The organism is Streptomyces antnestii (assembly GCF_004005495.1).
In the GTDB taxonomy this organism is placed as follows: Bacteria; Actinomycetota; Actinomycetes; order Streptomycetales; family Streptomycetaceae; genus Streptomyces; species Streptomyces antnestii.
Window position 1 is genome coordinate 82,668 of record NZ_RZYA01000031.1, and the last position, 15,832, is coordinate 98,499.

The window sequence follows — 15,832 nt, forward strand, 5'->3', positions numbered from 1 at the left end:
GAACGCCGCCGGCGCGAGGACCCCGGGGTACCCGTCACCCCGTGGTCGAGCCCCCGTCCACCGTGAACTCCGTGCCCGTGATGTACGAGGACGCGTCCGACGCCAGGAACAGGACCAGCTCGCCGACCTCCTCGGGGCGGCCGATGCGGCCGAGCGGCAGATGCGACCAGTCCTTGCCGGAGACCCCCGCGATCATCGGGGTGTCGATGGCGCCCGGGTGCACCGAGTTCACGCGGATCCCGTAGCCCGCCAGGTCGAGCGCCGAGGACCGGGTCAGGCCGCGCAGGCCGAACTTCGTGGAGCCGTACGCCGCGTGGGAGGGGATGCCGATCAGGCCTGCCGTCGACGAGATGTTGACGATCGACCCGCCGCCCGCCTCCTTCATCGCGGGCACGACGGCCTGGATGCCGAGGAACGGGCCGAGGAGATTGACCCGGATCAGCTGCTCGAAGTTCTCCAGGGTCTCCTGCTCGACGGGTGCGGTGCGCCACAGCGCCGCGTTGTTGACCAGTGCGTCGATCCGCCCGAAGGCATCGAGCGTGGCACCGACGACCTCCGCCCAGCTGCCGGGGTCCGACACGTCGTGCCGCACGAACAGCCCTTGTTCTCCAAGGGACTTGGCGACCTCGCCGCCGTCCTCCTCCCGTATGTCCGTGACCACGACCCGCGCGCCGGCCGCCGCGGCGAGAGCGGCCTCCGCCGCGCCCTGGCCGCGCCCCGCACCCGTGATGACGACGACCTTGCCGTCCAGTGACACCGTCACTTCGCCTCCAGAGCCCTGAAGTGGGGGATGACCTTCTCGCCCCACTGGCGGATGGTCTCCATGCATGCCTCCTGAGGGACCGTGCCCATCTGGATCAGGCACATCACCTCGTCCACACCGATCTCGCGGAGCCGCTCGACGTAACCGATCGCCGTCTCGGCCGAGCCGTAGGCGTGCTCGGCGTTGAAGGTGCCGGTGTCGACCGGGCGGGCCGGGATGTTGGCCTCGTGCAGTCTGGCGACCAGTTCCTCGCGGTCCTTGGCCATCGCCGCCACGTGGTCCTCGTCCTCCGCGTACGCCGTGGGTGCGGGGGAGTTGCCGTACCAGTGCGCGATCGACTCGGCGAAGAAGCGCTGGCCGCGCGTGCCGAGGCGCAGGGCGAGGTCCGCGTCGTCCAGGACGATCGTCGGGCAGAGCGCCGAGAGGTGGTCGTTGGCCTTGTCCGACACGAAGCGCTCGCCGGTGCGGGTCGCGATGGCCTCGTCGTAGACCTTGCGCATGGTGCGTACGTCGTCGGCGCCGGCGAAGCCCATCACCAGGGCGCCGATGCCGAGTTCGGCCGCGAGCTTGAGGGTGTCGTGCTTGGAGCAGGCCATGAAGAGCGGCGGGTGCGGGCCCTGGACCGGGCGCGGCAGGATCGCGCCGGGGCCGATGTCGAGGGAGCCGTGCCACTCGAACTCGTCCTCACGCCAGGCCGACGAGAGGATCCGCAGGGCCTCCTCCATCTGCGGATAGGTGTCGTCGGGGTCGACCCCGTACATCCGCATCTCCTGCTTCGTCGCGCCGCGCCCCGCGCCGATGTCGACGCGTCCGTCGCTCAGTACGTCGAGCATCGCGGCCCGTTCGGCGACCCGGACCGGGTGCTGGTAGCCGAAGGGCATCGTGACGACGCCGTGCCCGATGCGGATGCGGGACGTCCTGGCCGCGACCCAGGTCAGGAAGATCTCGGAGGCGCTCATGTGCGCGTACTGGGTGAGGGAGTGGTGCTCGACCGCCCATACCCGGTCGAAGCCCATCTCCTCGGCGTAGACGGCCTGTTCGACGCAGTCCTTGATGACCCGGCGCTCGTTCTCGGGTGTCGGGTCGGCGAGCTGCGCCTCGAAGATCATGGAGAACTTCACGTGGGGATCCTCCCGGTCCTCCCGCTGATGTTTCTAATAGAAATACTTCTAGCAGGCATAGGTGGGGCGGGGGAAGGGGCTACGTAGACTGCGTGCGTGGCGAAGAAGAAGGCGGTAGACGACGCGGACGGCGCGGAGCGCCCCGCACTCCCGGCGACCAGCTGGGCGGTGCTCGGACTGCTCTCCTTCGGCGAGGAGCTGTCCGGCTACGACCTCAAGAAGTGGTCGGACTGGTCCCTGCGGTTCTTCTACTGGAGCCCGTCGTTCAGTCAGATCTACAGCGAGCTGAAGCGGCTGGAGCAGGCTGGTTACGCGACCTCGCGGATGGTCGCGCAGGAGACCGGCACCCGCGACAAGCGGGTCTACCGGATCACCGGGGAGGGCATGGAGGCCGTGCGGACCTGGGCCCGCGAGGCGCCCGTGGACCCGCCCGTCCTCAAGCACGGGCCCATGCTGCGGCTCTGGCTCGGGCACCTGCTCGAGATCCAGCAGATGCGTGAAGTGCTCGCCCGGCACCGGGAGTTCGCCGAGACGATGCGGCAGCGCGCGGAGGAGGACATGGAGGGCGCGAAGGCCAACGAGGCGTGGAGCTATCCGACGCTCACCCTCAAGTGGGCCGAGCGGTACTACGCCTCGGAGCGCGACCTCGCCGAGGCCATGCTCGCGGACATCGAGGAGCTGGAGCGCGGCAAACGGCCGTAGGGGGCGTCTGGCAATCCCCCGCGGCGTCGCGACACCCGGCACGCACTCCCCCACTCTCGGCTCCGCTCGAGCGGGGGGACCCCCATGCGGCGTTGCCGAAACGTCCGAGTAGCTCCTCCCCCACTCTCGGCTTCGCTCGAGCGGGGGACCCCCATCTAGGACGCTGCGGCGCCTTGCGATCGCACGCACCGGATGCCGCTCCTTGCTCCACGGGGAATTGTCAGACGCCCCCAGGCGCGCCGGAAGTAGAGCAGTGGCCCGGTGTCGCGGTGTGCGGTCAGGGAGGTGACCCGGCCGAGTGCGATGGCGTGGTCGCCGCCGTCGAGCACGTCGGTGAGCTCGCACTCGATCGTGGCGAGCGCCCCGTCGAGCAGCGGCGCCCCGTTGCCGCCCGGCCGCCACGGCGTGCCCGCGAACTTGTCGCCGCCGCTCACCGCGAAGCGCCGGCACAGCTCCCGCTGGTCCTCGGCGAGGACGTTGACCGCGAACCGGCCGGCCGCCCTGATCCGCGGCCAGGTCGTCGAGGTGTGGGCCGGACAGAAGCAGACCAGGGGCGGGTCGAGCGAGACCGACGAGAAGGACTGCACGGCCATGCCGGCGGGGCGGCCGTCCGGTCCGAGGGCGGTGATCACCGCGACCCCCGTGCAGAATCCGGCGAGGGCGGACTTCAGGTCCTCGGGTGAGGTGGAGGGGTGGGTGGGGATCGGCATCGAGGCCTCCAAGAATGCGCCTACCAGGTATATGCCTAACCGAAACACCTGTGATTGGATACCGGCCACGCTCGTACGTCAAGCAGCCCTGATCGCAGGGAGGGTTCGTGACCAGCCACACCCCACCGCGCACACTCGCCCAGCTCCCCGACTTCGCCGCCGCCGCGTACGGCGACCGGGAGGCCCTCGCCGACGGCGAGGTCCGCTGGAGCTTCACGCGGCTGCGCGACGAGATCGCCGCCGCCGCGCGCGGTGCCGTGGCCCACGGTATACGCCCCGGCACCCGCGTCGCGATCTGGGCGGCCAACAGCCGCCAGTGGATCCTCGCCGCACTCGGCGCGGTCGGCGCCGGCGCGGTCCTCGTCCCCGTCAACACCCGCTACAAGGCGGCGGAGGCGGCCGACATCATCCGCCGCAGCGGCGCCGAGGTCCTCTTCACGGAACGCGGCTTCCTCGGCACCGACTACGTCCACGCCCTGCGCGCGAGCGGCGAGGACCTGGGCGCCCTGCGCTCCACCGTCGTGCTCCGGGGCGACGCGCACGGTGACGTCCTCGCCTGGGAGGCGTACCTCGAGGCGGGCGAAGGGGTCACCGGCACCGAACTCCTCGCCCGCGCCGCCACCGTCGGCCCCGACGACATCGGCGACATCCTCTACACCTCCGGCACCACGGGCCGCTCCAAGGGCGTGATGACCAGCCACGCCCAGACGATCCGCCTCTACCAGGAGTGGTCGCGCCAGGTCACCCTGCGCACCGGCGACCGCTACCTCCTGGTCAACCCCTTCTTCCACACCTTCGGCTACAAGGCCGGCATCGTCGCCTGCCTCCTGAGCGGCGTCACCATGCTGCCCGAGGAGGTCTACGACACCGACCGCGTCCTGGAGCGCATCGCCGCCGAACGCGTCACCTGTCTGATGGGCCCGCCCACCGTCTTCCACGGCCTGATCCACCACCCCCGCCGCCGCGAGGCCGACCTCTCCGCCCTTCGGCTCGCCGGAACCGGCGCCTCCGTCGTCCCGACCGAGCTCGTCGAGCAGATCCGCACCGAACTCGGCGCCCCCGACGTGTTCAACGCGTACGGCCTCACGGAATCCGGCGGCGTCGTCTCCGTCTGCCCCACGGACGCCGACGCGTGGACCGTCGCGCACACCGTGGGCCGCCCGCTGCCCGGCACCGAGGTCCGCATCGTCTCCCCGCTCGGCGACACCCTGCCCACCGGCGAACCCGGCGAGGTCCAGGTGCGCGGCCACCACGTGATGCGCGGCTACCTCGACGACCCCGCCGCGACCCGCGAGGCCGTCACCGAGGACGGCTGGCTGCGCACCGGAGACATCGGCAACCTCGACGAGCGCGGCTTCCTCGCCATCACCGACCGGCTCAAGGACATGTACGTCGTGGGCGGGTTCAACGCCTATCCGGCCGAGGTCGAGAACACCCTGCTCGGACACGATCTGATCGCCGACGCCGCCGTCGTCGGCGCCCCCGACGCCCGGCTCGGCGAGGTCGGCGTCGCCTTCGTCGTCGTGTCCGGGCCCGTCACAGAGGAGGAGCTCACCGCCTGGACGCGGGAGCGCCTCGCCAACTTCAAGGTGCCGCGCCGCTTCGTGGCCGTCGAGGAGTTGCCCCGCAACGCGGGCGGCAAGCTCCTCAAGGGCGAGCTGCGGCGCGCGGCGAGAGAGGGAACGCCATGAGATTCACCCCCGAACAGGACGAACTGCGCTCCGCCGTACGGGCCGTGCTCGCCCGGCACGAGGGCGCCGCCGCGTGGGGCCCGCTCACCGAGGGTGTCGGGGTGACGGGGCTCGGGATCCCCGAGGAGTACGGGGGCTTCGGCGGCGGCACCGTCGACACGTACGTCGTGATGGAGGAGCTGGGGCGGGTCCTCAGCCCGGTGCCCTACCTCGGCTCCGCCGTCCTCGCCGCGCAGGCCCTGGTCGCGGCCGGTGACGCGGGGGCCTGCGCCGAACTGCTGCCCGCGCTCGCCGACGGGTCCGCCGTGGGGGCGCTCGCGTGGGCCGAGGGCGGCAGCTGGGAGCCGGACGCGATCCGGGCCCGGGTGCGCGGGGGACTGCTCACCGGGGTGAAGGAGCACGTCCTGACCGGGGCCGGACGCCCGGACACCCTGCTCGTGCTCGCCCACGGCGACGACGGACTCGGTCTTTACCAAGTCCCGTGCGCGGAGGTCGAGTTCACTCTCCTGTCCACCATGGACCAGAGCCGCCCGCAGGCCCGCGTCGTCCTCGACCGGGCACCCGCCCGGCTCCTCGCCGCCGACGGTGACCGGATCCTGGCGCGCGTCCGTGACCTCGCCACCGCCGCGCTCGCCGCCGAACAGACAGGCGCCGCCGCGCAGGCCCTCGCCGACACCGTCCAGTACGCCAGGGACCGGGTGCAGTTCGGGCGGCCCATCGGCTCCTTCCAGGCCGTCAAGCACCGCGTCGCCGAGCTGCACGTCCAGGTCGAGTACGCCCGCTCGCTGGCGCTCGCCGCCGCCCACGCCGATGCGGAGCCCTCACTCGCGGCGGCCGCCGGGTCCGCCTGCTCGGAGGCGTACGCCAAGGTCGCGGGCGAGATGATCCAGCTGCACGGCGGCATCGGCATCACCTGGGAACACCCGGCGCACCGGCACTTCAAGCGGGCACACGCGGCGCGCCAGTGGTTCGGCACCCCCGCCGCCCACCGGCGGCGCCTCGCCGACCGGCTCGGCCTCGTGCCGGTGGCGTAATCTCGGCACGGCGGTCGTCGTCGACGCCGGCTCGTTGCGTGCCGGGGCGCGTCCGCCGAAGGCCGCGGACAACGAAAAAGAGGGCCGCGGACAACGAAAACGAGGATCCTGGCATGACCGTACGACTGCTTCCCGCCGCCGACCGCGTGGCGGTCGCCTGGAAGAACGGCGGGGGGACGACGCGGGAGATCGCGGCCGAGCCGCCCGGGGCGGACATGGCCGCCTTCCGCTGGCGGGTGAGCATCGCGGACGTCGGCGGCGACGGACCGTTCTCCGTGTTCCCCGGCGTCGACCGGACGCTGACCCTGGTCGAGGGCGCCGGGATGGAGCTCGTGGTGGACGGCGAGGACCGCACCGTCGACGAGCGGTACGTGCCGCAGGACTTCCGCGGCGACGTCCCCACCGACTGCCGGCTCATCGACGGGCCGGTCGTCGACTTCAACGTGATGTGGCGCAGGGACGCCCCCGGCACACCCCCGTCGGTGGCCGTCGTCCGCGGCCGCCTGACCGTCACCGGCCCGGCCATGGTCGTCGTGCTCGACGACGGGGGCGCGGACATCGGCGGGCACGCGCTCGGCCGGTACGACGCCGCACTGGTGACCGACGAGGCCACCGCGCTGCACGCCAGGGGCCGCACGGCCCTGATCACCTTCGCTTAGTCCGGAAGGGCGCGCCGGAAAGGCGCGCCCTGCCCGGTCAGGCGTCCAGTACCTTCGCCCGGCACGCCGCCGGGGTGCCCCAGGCGTCCCGCAGGGGCCGGGCCTTGCGCAGCCACAGGGACAGGTCCAGTTCCTCGGTGTAGCCGATCGCCCCGTGGAGCTGGAGGGCCGCCCGCGCCGCCGCGTACGCCGCCTCGCCCGCCGTCACCTTCGCCGCCGCGATGTCCTCGGGCGCCAGGGACAGGGCCGCCCCGAACAGCAGCGGCCGCGCGAACTCCAGGCCGACGAGCGCGTCCGCGAGCCGGTGCTTCACCGCCTGGAAGGACCCGATGACCGTCCCGAACTGGGCGCGCTGCTTGGCGTACTCGACGGTCCGGTGCAGCAGCGCAAGGCCCACGCCGAGGGACTGCGCGGCGGTCAGGAACGTCGCAAGATCCGCCGCCCGCGCCGCCGCCTCCCGCACCTCGGGGCCGCGGGCGATGAGCGTGCCGCCCGCCGCGGGGGAGTGGAGGCGGCGCGCCGGGTCGGCGGACGGTACGAGCGGGCCGTGGCCGGACGCGAGGCGCAGCTCGTCACCCGTGACGACGAACACCGCGTCGGCGGCGTCCGCGTCGAGCACGTACGAGCCGTCCACGCCCAGGGACACCAGGGCGTCCCCGGCGGCGATCTGCGGCAGCCACTCCTTGGCGGCGTCGGGCAGACCGGCCAGGAGCCGGGCGACGGCGGCCGTCTCCACGACCGGCCCCGGTACCCCGTGACGCCCCAACTCCGTGTAGGCCACGGCCAGTTCCACCGGCAGCAGGCCCGCCCCGTCGTACTGCTCCGGCACGGCGAGGGCGAACACGCCCGTCTCGCCGAGCCGCGTCCACAGGGCCCGGCCGGGGCCGTGGTCGCCGGACGACCAGGCGCGCACCGTGCCGGGGGTGCCCGCGGCCGTCAGGAGCCGGTCCAGGGTGCGGCCGAACTCGGTCTGTTCCGCGTCGAGGAGGAACCTCATCAGCGCCGTCCCTTCGGCAGGCCGAGCAGCCGCTCGGCGATGATGTCGCGCTGGATCTCGTTCGTCCCCGCGTAGATCGGCCCCGCGAGCGAGAAGACGTACCCCTCGCCCCACCCGCCCTCGTCGGCCAGCTCGCCGTCCGCGCCCAGCAGGTCGAGCGCCGTCTCGTGCAGCGCGATGTCGTACTCCGACCAGAACACCTTGTTCAGACTGGACTCGGCGCCGATCGTCTCGCCCGCCGCGAACCGTGACGCGTTGCCGTACGTGAACAGCTGGTAGGCGCGCGCCCCGATCAGCGCGTCGGCGACGCGGTCACGCGTGCCCGGGTCCTCGCCGCGCTCCCGCCACAGCCGGACGAGCCGGTCGGCGGCGGCGAGGAAGCGGCCGGGGGAGCGCAGGGTGAGCCCCCGCTCGTTCCCCGTCGTCGACATGGCGATCCGCCAGCCGTTGCCCGGCTCACCGATGACGTCCTCGTCGGGGACGAAGACACGGTCCAGGAACAGCTCGGCGAACGCCGGCTTCCCGTCGAGCCGGCCGATGGGCCGCACGGTCACGCCGGGCGCCTTCAGGTCGAACATCAGGTAGGTCAGGCCGTGGTGCGGCTTCGCGGCGTCCGGATCCGTACGGAAGATGCCGAAGGCCCGGTCGGCGAACGCGGCCCGCGACGACCAGGTCTTCTGCCCCGAAAGCAGCCAGCCGCCCTCGGTGCGCTCCGCCCGCGACCTCAGCGACGCCAGGTCGGAACCCGCCTCCGGCTCCGACCAGGCCTGCGCCCAGATCGTCTCGCCGCTCGCCATGGACGGCAGCACCCGGGCCCGCTGCTCCGGGGTGCCGTGGTCGAAGAGGGTCGGCGCGAGCAGGTTGATGCCGTTCTGCGAGACGCGGCCCGGGGCGCCCGCCGCGTAGTACTCCTCCTCGAAGACCAGCCACCTGAAGATGTCGACGCCCCGGCCGCCGTACTCCTCGGGCCAGGACACCATCGACCAGCGGCCGGCGTGCAGCTCCGCCTCCCACGCGCGGTGCGCCGCGAAGCCCTCCTCCGTCTCCAGGGACGGCAGCGGCTCGGCCGGGACGTGCGCGGCGAGCCAGGCGCGGGCCTCGGCGCGCAGCGCGTCCTCGCCGGGCGTGAAGTCGAGGTCCATCAGGCGTTCGCCTCCTTCATCGCGCGGACGTCCAGGCCGCCGAGGGAGTCCTTCGCCGTCTCCGCGTTGTGCGCGTGGGCGAGGTGGTGCAGGCCGAAGACGGAGTCCATGCCCGTGTGCAGGCCCTGGAGGTCCTCCGCCTGGTTCACCGCACGCTTGGTGAGGGCGAGCCCGAGCCGGGGCATCTCGGCGATCCGCAGGGCCAACTCGTCCGTCGCCCCGGCGAGTTCGGTGCGTGGCACGACGCGATTGACCATGCCCACCTCGTGCGCCCGCCGCGCGCTCATCCGGTCGCCGGTGAACAGGAACTCCTTGGCGACGCGCGGCGGCATCACCCACGGGTGCGCGAAGTACTCGACGCCGGGGATCCCCATGCGTACGACGGGATCCGCGAAGAACGCGTCGTCGGAGGCCACGATCAGGTCGCAGACCCACGCGAGCATGAGGCCGCCCGCCACACACGCCCCGTGGACCGAGGCGATCACCGGCTTCGGCAGCTCGCGCCAGCGCCGGCACATGCCGAGGTACACCTCCGACTCGCGGGCGAACCGGGACTCGGCGCCCTGCTTGTCCGAGTGGTCCCACCAGAGTCCGGCCCGCCGCTCGAAGGGCAGATGCGCGTCCCGCTCGGGGGTGCCGATGTCGTGCCCCGCCGAGAAGTGGTCACCCGCCCCGGCCAGGACCACGACCTTGACCTCGGAGTCGTCGGCCGCGCGGTAGAAAGCGGCGTCCAGGGCGTAGGTCATCGCCGAGTTCTGCGCGTTGCGGTAGCGCGGCCGGTTCATCGTCACGTACGCGACCGGGCCCCGGCGCTCGTACAGGACGGGTTCGGGCGCTTCGGCGCCGGTCGGGGCGGCTTCGGGGCTGTCGTGGGCTGCGGGCATCGGAAACATCCTTCCCTAACAAGTGTTTGGTAGGTTAACGTACGTCCATGAGCAGCGTCGAGGAGTTTCGCGCCGAGATCCGGGCCTGGCTCGCGGACCATCTCGTGGGGGAGTTCGCCGAGTTGAAGGGCCGCGGCGGGCCGGGGCGTGAGCACGAGGAGTTCGAGGGGCGGCTCGCCTGGGAGCGCCACATGGCGGCGCACGGCTGGACCTGCGTCGGCTGGCCCGTCGAGCACGGCGGCCGCGGCGCGAGCCTGGAGGAGCAGATCGCCTTCCACGAGGAGTACGCGCTCGCGGACGCGCCCGCCCGGGTCAACCACATCGGCGAGCAGCTCCTCGGCCCGACCCTCATCGCCTTCGGCACTCAGGAGCAGAAGAAGCGCTTCCTGCCGCCGATCGTCGCCGTCGAGGAGCTGTGGTGCCAGGGCTACAGCGAGCCCGACGCGGGCTCCGACCTGGCGAACGTCCGCACGCGGGCGGCCCTGTCGGAGGACGGGACCGAGTGGGTCGTCGACGGCCAGAAGATCTGGACGTCGCTCGCCCACGAGTCGCAGTGGTGCTTCGTCGTCGCCCGCACACAGCCCGGCTCGCAGCGGCACGCGGGCCTGTCGTACCTGCTCGTACCCCTGAAGCAGTCAGGTGTCGAGGTGCGGCCCATCGTGCAGCTCACCGGCACCAGCGAGTTCAACGAGGTGTTCTTCGACGGCGCCCGCACCGACGCGGCCCACATCGTCGGCGCGCCCGGCGACGGCTGGCGGATCGCGATGGCCACCCTCGGCTTCGAGCGCGGCGTCTCCACCCTCGGCCAGCAGGTCGGCTTCCGCCGCGAATGGGACGGCCTCGCGGCCCTGGCCAGGAAGAACGGCGCGATCGCCGACCCCCTGATCCGCGACCGGCTCGTCCAGGCCTGGATCGACCTCGAAGCCATGGCGGCCTCCGCCCGGCGCGGCGTCGACCCCTCCGTCGGCAAGCTGTACTGGGCGAAATGGCACCGCGACCTCGGCGAGCTCGCCATGGACGTGTGCGGCGCCGCGTCCACGATCGCCGCCGGCGATCCGTACGAACTCGACGACTGGCAGCGGCTGTTCCTCTTCTCCCGCGCCGACACCATCTACGCCGGATCCGACGAGATCCAGAAGAACATCGTCGCCGAGCGCCTGCTCGGCCTGCCCAAGGAGGCGCGGGTATGAGCACGAAGCCCGAGTACGAGCCGGCCCACGGCCTGCTCAAGGGACGTACGGCCGTCATCACCGCGGCCGCCGGAGCCGGCATCGGCGGGGCGACCGCACGCAGGTTCCTGGAGGAGGGCGCCCGCGTCGTCATCAGCGACGCGCACGCCCGCCGCCTCAAGGAGAGCGAACAGGCGCTCGCCGAGGAGTTCGGCGCAGCGAACGTCGCCTCGCTGCCCTGCGACGTCACCGACGAGGAGCAGGTCGCCGCCCTGTTCGCGCTCGCCGCCGAGACGCACGGCGGCCTCGACATCGTGGTCAACAACGCCGGCCTCGGCGGCACTTCGGACCTCGTCGACATGACCGACGAGGCGTGGTCCCGCGTCCTCGACGTCACCCTCAACGGCACCTTCCGGTGCACACGGGCCGCCCTGCGCGCCTTCCGCGACACCGGCCGCCGAGGCGTCGTCGTCAACAACGCGTCCGTCATCGGCTGGCGCGCCCAGGCCGGACAGGCCCACTACGCCGCCGCGAAGGCCGGCGTCATGGCCCTCACCCGCTGCGCCGCGATCGAGGCCGCCGAGTACGGCGTCCGGGTCAACGCGGTCTCGCCCAGCCTCGCCATGCACCCCCACCTCGTGAAGGTCACCTCCGCCGAACTCCTCGCCGAGCTCACCGAGAAGGAGGCCTTCGGCCGGTACGCCGAGCCCTGGGAGGTCGCCAACGTGATCGTGTTCCTCGCGTCCGGCTACTCCTCGTACATGACCGGCGAGGTCGTCTCCGTCAGCAGCCAGCATGCCTAGGCGATGCCCCGGCGCCGCACCGGTGAGGACCACAATGGACCCGTGCCTACCAAGAAGAAGCCCCAGGTGACCGCCTCCCCCGAGCGCCGCCGCGAACTCCTCGACACCGCCGCCGAGGTCTTCGCCGCCCAGGGCTACAACGCCACCACCGTCCGCAAGATCGCCGACCACGCGGGCATGCTCGCGGGCAGCCTCTACTACCACTTCGACTCCAAGGAGTCGATGCTCGAGGAGATCCTGCGGACCTTCCTCGACGAGCTCTGGCACGGATACGACTCCGTGCTCGACTCCCGACTCGGCCCCAGGGAAACCCTGGAGGCCCTCGTCACCGAGTCCTTCCGGGAGATCGACCGGCACCGCGCCGCCGTCGCCATCTACCAGAAGGAGTCCAAACACCTCGCGGTCCAGGAGCGTTTCGAGTTTCTCGCCGACTCGCAGGCCAAGTTCGAGAAGGCGTGGCTCTCCACCCTGGAGCGCGGCGTCGCCGCCGAGGTGTTCCGGGCCGACCTCGACATCCGGCTCACCTACCGGTTCGTCCGCGACACCGTGTGGGTCGCCGCGTCCTGGTACCGCCCCGGCGGACAGCACAGCCCCGAGGAGATCGCCCGCCAGTACCTGTCGATGGTCCTGGACGGCATCGCCGTACGCGTCACCCAACCCTGAAGGGAATCCCGTCATGGCCGAGGCCTACATAGTCGAAGCGGTTCGCACCCCCGTCGGACGGCGCAAGGGAGGCCTTGGCGCCGCCCACCCCGCCGACCTCGGCGCGCACGTCCTCAAGGAGCTCGTCGCGCGCTCCGGCATCGACCCCGCCACCGTCGAGGACGTCGTCTTCGGCTGCCTCGACACGGTCGGGCCGCAGGCCGGCGACATCGCGCGGACGGCCTGGCTGGCCGCCGGGCTGCCCGAGGAGGTGCCCGGCGTCACCATCGACCGGCAGTGCGGCTCGTCCCAGCAGGCCGTGCACTTCGCGGCCCAGGGCGTCCTGTCCGGCACCCAGGACCTCGTCGTCGCCGGCGGCACCCAGAACATGACGCAGATCCCCATCGCCTTCGCCTCACGCCAGGCCGCCGAACCCCTCGGCCTCACCGAGGGCCCCTATGCGGGCAGCGAGGGCTGGCGCGCCCGCTACGGCGACCAGCCGGTCAACCAGTTCCACGGCGCCGAACTCATCGCCAAGAAGTGGGGCATCACCCGCCGCGACCAGGAGGAGTGGGCCCTGCGCTCGCACCAGCGGGCCCTGCGCGCCATCGACGAGGGCCGCTTCACCCGCGAGACCGTCGCCTACGGGGACGTCACCGTCGACGAGGGTCCCCGCCGCGACACCACCCTGGAGAAGATGGCCGGCCTCAAGACCGTCGTCGAAGGCGGCACGATCACCGCGGCCTGCTCCTCTCAGGTCTCCGACGGCGCCGCCGCGATGCTCCTCGCCTCCGAGCGCGCCGTCCGCGAGTACGGCCTCACCCCGCGCGCCCGCGTCCACCACCTCTCCGTGCGCGGCGAGGACCCCATCCGCATGCTCTCCGCGCCCATCCCCGCGACGGCGTACGCGCTGAAGAAGAGCGGCATGTCCATGGACGACATCGACCTCGTCGAGATCAACGAGGCCTTCGCCCCCGTCGTCCTCGCCTGGCTCAAGGAGACCGGCACCGACCCGGACAAGGTCAACGTGAACGGCGGCGCGATCGCGCTCGGCCACCCCCTCGGCGCCACCGGCGTGAAGCTCATGACCACCCTGCTGCACGAGCTGGAGCGCACAGGCGGCCGCTACGGGCTCCAGACCATGTGCGAGGGCGGGGGCCAGGCGAACGTCACCATCATCGAGCGTCTGTAGTGGGCAGGAGCACATCGAGGTTCCGCCGAAGGTCGTGCTAAGGTCGATGACGTTGCAGTTTTGGTACCCATAGACTTTATGTGCGCCTGACGGGAATGTTCCTCAGGCGCATTATTGTTTTCCGGCCGGTCCTTAGGGCCAACTCCGGATGGGGCTCATTGGTGCGACTGGAGATTCGTAAGGCTCGGATTTCCGTACCGCCCCAGTAAAGGAGATTGTTATGGCCACCGGAACCGTGAAGTGGTTCAACTCGGAAAAGGGCTTCGGCTTCATCGAGCAGGACGGCGGCGGCGCCGACGTCTTCGCCCACTACTCGAACATCGCCACCCAGGGCTTCCGTGAGCTCCAGGAGGGCCAGAAGGTGACGTTCGACGTCACGCAGGGCCAGAAGGGCCCCCAGGCGGAGAACATCCTCCCCGCCTGAAACACCGCTTGATCCCACGGATCACGCACCCCACGGCCGGGGTCCGCACCGCGAAGGTGCGGGCCCCGGCCCGTGCTGTCCCCAGGCCGGCGGCTCCTTGAGGGGTTCCCCACCCCCGTGTCGATGGCCACCGGCTCCCGGCCGCCCAGGCCCAGGAAGGCATGCCCGCATGGCTAACCCCGCACGTCCGCCCCGCCCGTCCCGTAACCGGTCCGCGTCCCCCTCGGGAACCGCGGGCGGAAGGAACTCCCGGGGTGGCAGGTCAGGCGGAAAGGGCCGCGCCCCCGAGCGCAGGCCCACGCCGCCGCAGGAATTCACGATGCCGGAGAACACGACGCCCGCGCTGCCCGCGGCCGCCACGTTCGCCGAGCTCGACATGCCGGCCGGCCTCCTGAAGACGCTCGGCGAGCAGGGCGTCACCGAGCCGTTCCCCATCCAGGGCGCCACCCTCCCCAACTCCCTCGCGGGACGCGACCTCCTCGGCCGTGGCCGCACCGGCTCGGGCAAGACCCTCGCGTTCGGCCTGCCGCTGCTCGCCCGCACCGCCGGCCGCAAGGCGGAGCCGCGCATGCCGCTCGCCCTCGTCCTGGTACCGACGCGCGAGCTCGCCCAGCAGGTCACCGACGCCCTCACCCCGTACGCGGGCGCCGTGCGGCTCCGGCTGACCACCGTCGTCGGCGGTATGTCGATCGGCCGACAGGCGAGCTCCCTGCGCCGCGGCGCCGACGTCGTCGTGGCGACGCCCGGACGCCTCAAGGACCTCATCGAGCGCGGCGACTGCGACCTGTCCGAGGTGCGGATCACCGTCCTCGACGAGGCCGACCAGATGGCCGATATGGGCTTCATGCCGCAGGTCACGGCGCTCCTCAAGCAGGTCGCCCCCGGCGGTCAGACCATGCTGTTCTCGGCGACCCTCGACCGGAACGTGGACCGGCTGGTCCGGCAGTTCCTGACCGACCCGGTCGTCCACTCCGTGGACCCGTCGGCCGGCGCCGTGACCACGATGGAGCACCACGTCCTGCACGTGCTCGACGAGACCGACAAGAAGGCCGTCACCGCGCGCATCGCCGCCCGGGAAGGCCGCGTGATCCTCTTCGTCGACACCAAGCGCTCCGCCGACCGGCTCGCCAAGCGGCTCCTGTCCAGCGGAGTCCTCGCGGCGCCGCTGCACGGCGGACGCTCGCAGCCGCAGCGCAACCGCACGCTCGAACAGTTCAAGGACGGCCGGGTCACGGCTCTCGTCGCCACGAACGTCGCCGCCCGCGGCATACACGTCGACGACCTCGGCCTCGTCGTGAACGTCGACCCGCCGACCGAGCACAAGGACTACCTGCACCGCGGCGGCCGCACCGCCCGCGCGGGCGAGTCCGGCAGCGTCGTCACGCTGGTCCTGCCCGAGCAGAAGCGCGACGTCACGCGCCTGATGCGCGACGCCGGCATCCACCCGCAGAACACGCAGGTCAAGTCCACCGACGAAGAGCTCGTCCGCATCACCGGCGCGCGCGAGCCCTCCGGCGTCCCCGCCGTCATCGAGGTCCCGGAGCCGATCGCTCCGGCGGCCACCGGAACCCGCAGGCCGCGACGCGGCCGGGGTGGCGGCGGACGCGGCCAGGGTGCGGGCCAGGGCGCGGGCCAGGCAGGGCGTGCCCAGGGCGGGCGCGCGCAGGCCGGGCGCGGCGAGGGCGGCGGCCAGGGCGGTGGCCGTGGCCAGGCCGTCCAGGGCGGTCGCTCCCAGGGAGCGGCCGGTGGCCGTGGCGGACGCGGCCAGGGCGGTCCCGGGCGGACGTCGTGGACGAGGAGTGGTTCGCGACGGGTGCGGTGACGGCGGCGGTGCCCGCGGTGGCGGCGGCGAGCAGGGTGCGTCTGGAAAGGCTCATGTGGCTCGTGGCTCCTTGGATT

16 protein-coding genes are annotated in these 15,832 nt (G+C 72.3%); 10 read left to right on the forward strand and 6 right to left on the reverse strand.

What is annotated here, in order from left to right; all coding sequences use genetic code 11:
- Positions 1 to 34: 34 nt before the first annotated feature.
- Positions 35 to 757 (reverse strand): glucose 1-dehydrogenase, encoded by a 723-nt coding sequence (locus tag EOT10_RS38550; RefSeq protein ID WP_223281465.1) that lies wholly within the window; start codon positions 755 to 757, stop codon positions 35 to 37.
- A 2-nt stretch (positions 758 to 759) separates the two neighbouring features.
- Complete coding sequence (locus tag EOT10_RS38555) at positions 760 to 1,884, reverse strand: LLM class flavin-dependent oxidoreductase (RefSeq protein WP_127833048.1); 1,125 nt, start codon at positions 1,882 to 1,884, stop codon at positions 760 to 762.
- 96 nt (positions 1,885 to 1,980) lie between these two features.
- On the opposite strand from EOT10_RS38555, the gene EOT10_RS38560 reads away from it, so the two are divergent.
- A complete protein-coding gene (locus EOT10_RS38560) occupies positions 1,981 to 2,586 on the forward strand; it encodes a PadR family transcriptional regulator (RefSeq protein ID WP_127833049.1) in 606 nt (201 codons plus the stop codon).
- A 155-nt stretch (positions 2,587 to 2,741) separates the two neighbouring features.
- On the opposite strand, the gene EOT10_RS38565 is transcribed toward EOT10_RS38560, so the two are convergent.
- The gene (locus tag EOT10_RS38565) at positions 2,742 to 3,296 is read right to left on the reverse strand and encodes a flavin reductase family protein (RefSeq protein ID WP_127833050.1); all 555 of its coding nucleotides are present in this window, start codon (positions 3,294 to 3,296) and stop codon (positions 2,742 to 2,744) included.
- Positions 3,297 to 3,403: 107 nt separating this feature from the next.
- Here EOT10_RS38565 and EOT10_RS38570 point away from each other — a divergent pair, with 107 nt between their 5' ends.
- The 3 genes from EOT10_RS38570 (at position 3,404) to EOT10_RS38580 (ending at position 6,680) form a co-directional block, all read left to right on the forward strand.
- On the forward strand, positions 3,404 to 4,987 hold the full coding sequence (locus tag EOT10_RS38570; RefSeq protein ID WP_127833051.1) for a FadD3 family acyl-CoA ligase: 1,584 nt from the start codon (positions 3,404 to 3,406) through the stop codon (positions 4,985 to 4,987).
- Positions 4,984 to 6,021, forward strand: a complete 1,038-nt coding sequence (locus EOT10_RS38575; protein ID WP_127833052.1) for an acyl-CoA dehydrogenase family protein — start codon at positions 4,984 to 4,986, stop codon at positions 6,019 to 6,021. The genes EOT10_RS38570 and EOT10_RS38575 overlap by 4 nt, the downstream gene beginning before the upstream one ends.
- Before the next feature lie 113 nt (positions 6,022 to 6,134).
- On the forward strand, positions 6,135 to 6,680 hold the full coding sequence (locus tag EOT10_RS38580; RefSeq protein WP_127833053.1) for a HutD/Ves family protein: 546 nt from the start codon (positions 6,135 to 6,137) through the stop codon (positions 6,678 to 6,680).
- A 37-nt stretch (positions 6,681 to 6,717) separates the two neighbouring features.
- Here the strand turns inward: EOT10_RS38580 and EOT10_RS38585 are convergent, their stop codons facing one another.
- The 3 genes from EOT10_RS38585 to EOT10_RS38595 are packed head-to-tail and all read right to left on the reverse strand — an operon-like array spanning position 6,718 to position 9,703.
- Positions 6,718 to 7,677 carry an acyl-CoA dehydrogenase family protein gene (locus tag EOT10_RS38585; protein ID WP_127833054.1) on the reverse strand — a complete coding sequence of 320 codons (960 nt, stop codon included), beginning with the start codon at positions 7,675 to 7,677 and terminating at the stop codon, positions 6,718 to 6,720.
- The gene (locus EOT10_RS38590; RefSeq protein WP_127833055.1) at positions 7,677 to 8,819 is read right to left on the reverse strand and encodes an acyl-CoA dehydrogenase family protein; all 1,143 of its coding nucleotides are present in this window, start codon (positions 8,817 to 8,819) and stop codon (positions 7,677 to 7,679) included. Before EOT10_RS38590 ends, EOT10_RS38585 begins: the two co-directional genes overlap by 1 nt.
- The gene (locus tag EOT10_RS38595; RefSeq protein WP_127833056.1) at positions 8,819 to 9,703 is read right to left on the reverse strand and encodes an enoyl-CoA hydratase; all 885 of its coding nucleotides are present in this window, start codon (positions 9,701 to 9,703) and stop codon (positions 8,819 to 8,821) included. Before EOT10_RS38595 ends, EOT10_RS38590 begins: the two co-directional genes overlap by 1 nt.
- Positions 9,704 to 9,750: 47 nt before the next feature.
- Between EOT10_RS38595 and EOT10_RS38600 the strand changes: the two genes are divergently transcribed.
- The 6 genes from EOT10_RS38600 (at position 9,751) to EOT10_RS38625 (ending at position 15,755) form a co-directional block, all read left to right on the forward strand.
- Complete coding sequence (locus EOT10_RS38600; RefSeq protein WP_127833057.1) at positions 9,751 to 10,893, forward strand: acyl-CoA dehydrogenase family protein; 1,143 nt, start codon at positions 9,751 to 9,753, stop codon at positions 10,891 to 10,893.
- Entirely contained in the window at positions 10,890 to 11,675 is a 786-nt protein-coding gene (locus EOT10_RS38605) for an SDR family oxidoreductase (protein ID WP_127833058.1), read from the forward strand. The genes EOT10_RS38600 and EOT10_RS38605 overlap by 4 nt, the downstream gene beginning before the upstream one ends.
- Before the next feature lie 42 nt (positions 11,676 to 11,717).
- Complete coding sequence (locus tag EOT10_RS38610; RefSeq protein ID WP_127833059.1) at positions 11,718 to 12,338, forward strand: TetR/AcrR family transcriptional regulator; 621 nt, start codon at positions 11,718 to 11,720, stop codon at positions 12,336 to 12,338.
- A 13-nt stretch (positions 12,339 to 12,351) separates the two neighbouring features.
- Positions 12,352 to 13,509 (forward strand): acetyl-CoA C-acetyltransferase, encoded by a 1,158-nt coding sequence (locus tag EOT10_RS38615; RefSeq protein ID WP_127833060.1) that lies wholly within the window; start codon positions 12,352 to 12,354, stop codon positions 13,507 to 13,509.
- A gap of 220 nt (positions 13,510 to 13,729) precedes the next feature.
- Positions 13,730 to 13,933, forward strand: coding sequence for a cold-shock protein (locus EOT10_RS38620; protein ID WP_042152846.1), 204 nt, complete (start codon positions 13,730 to 13,732; stop codon positions 13,931 to 13,933).
- A gap of 169 nt (positions 13,934 to 14,102) precedes the next feature.
- Positions 14,103 to 15,755, forward strand: a complete 1,653-nt coding sequence (locus EOT10_RS38625) for a DEAD/DEAH box helicase (RefSeq protein WP_127833061.1) — start codon at positions 14,103 to 14,105, stop codon at positions 15,753 to 15,755.
- The last annotated feature ends 77 nt before the right edge of the window (positions 15,756 to 15,832 follow it).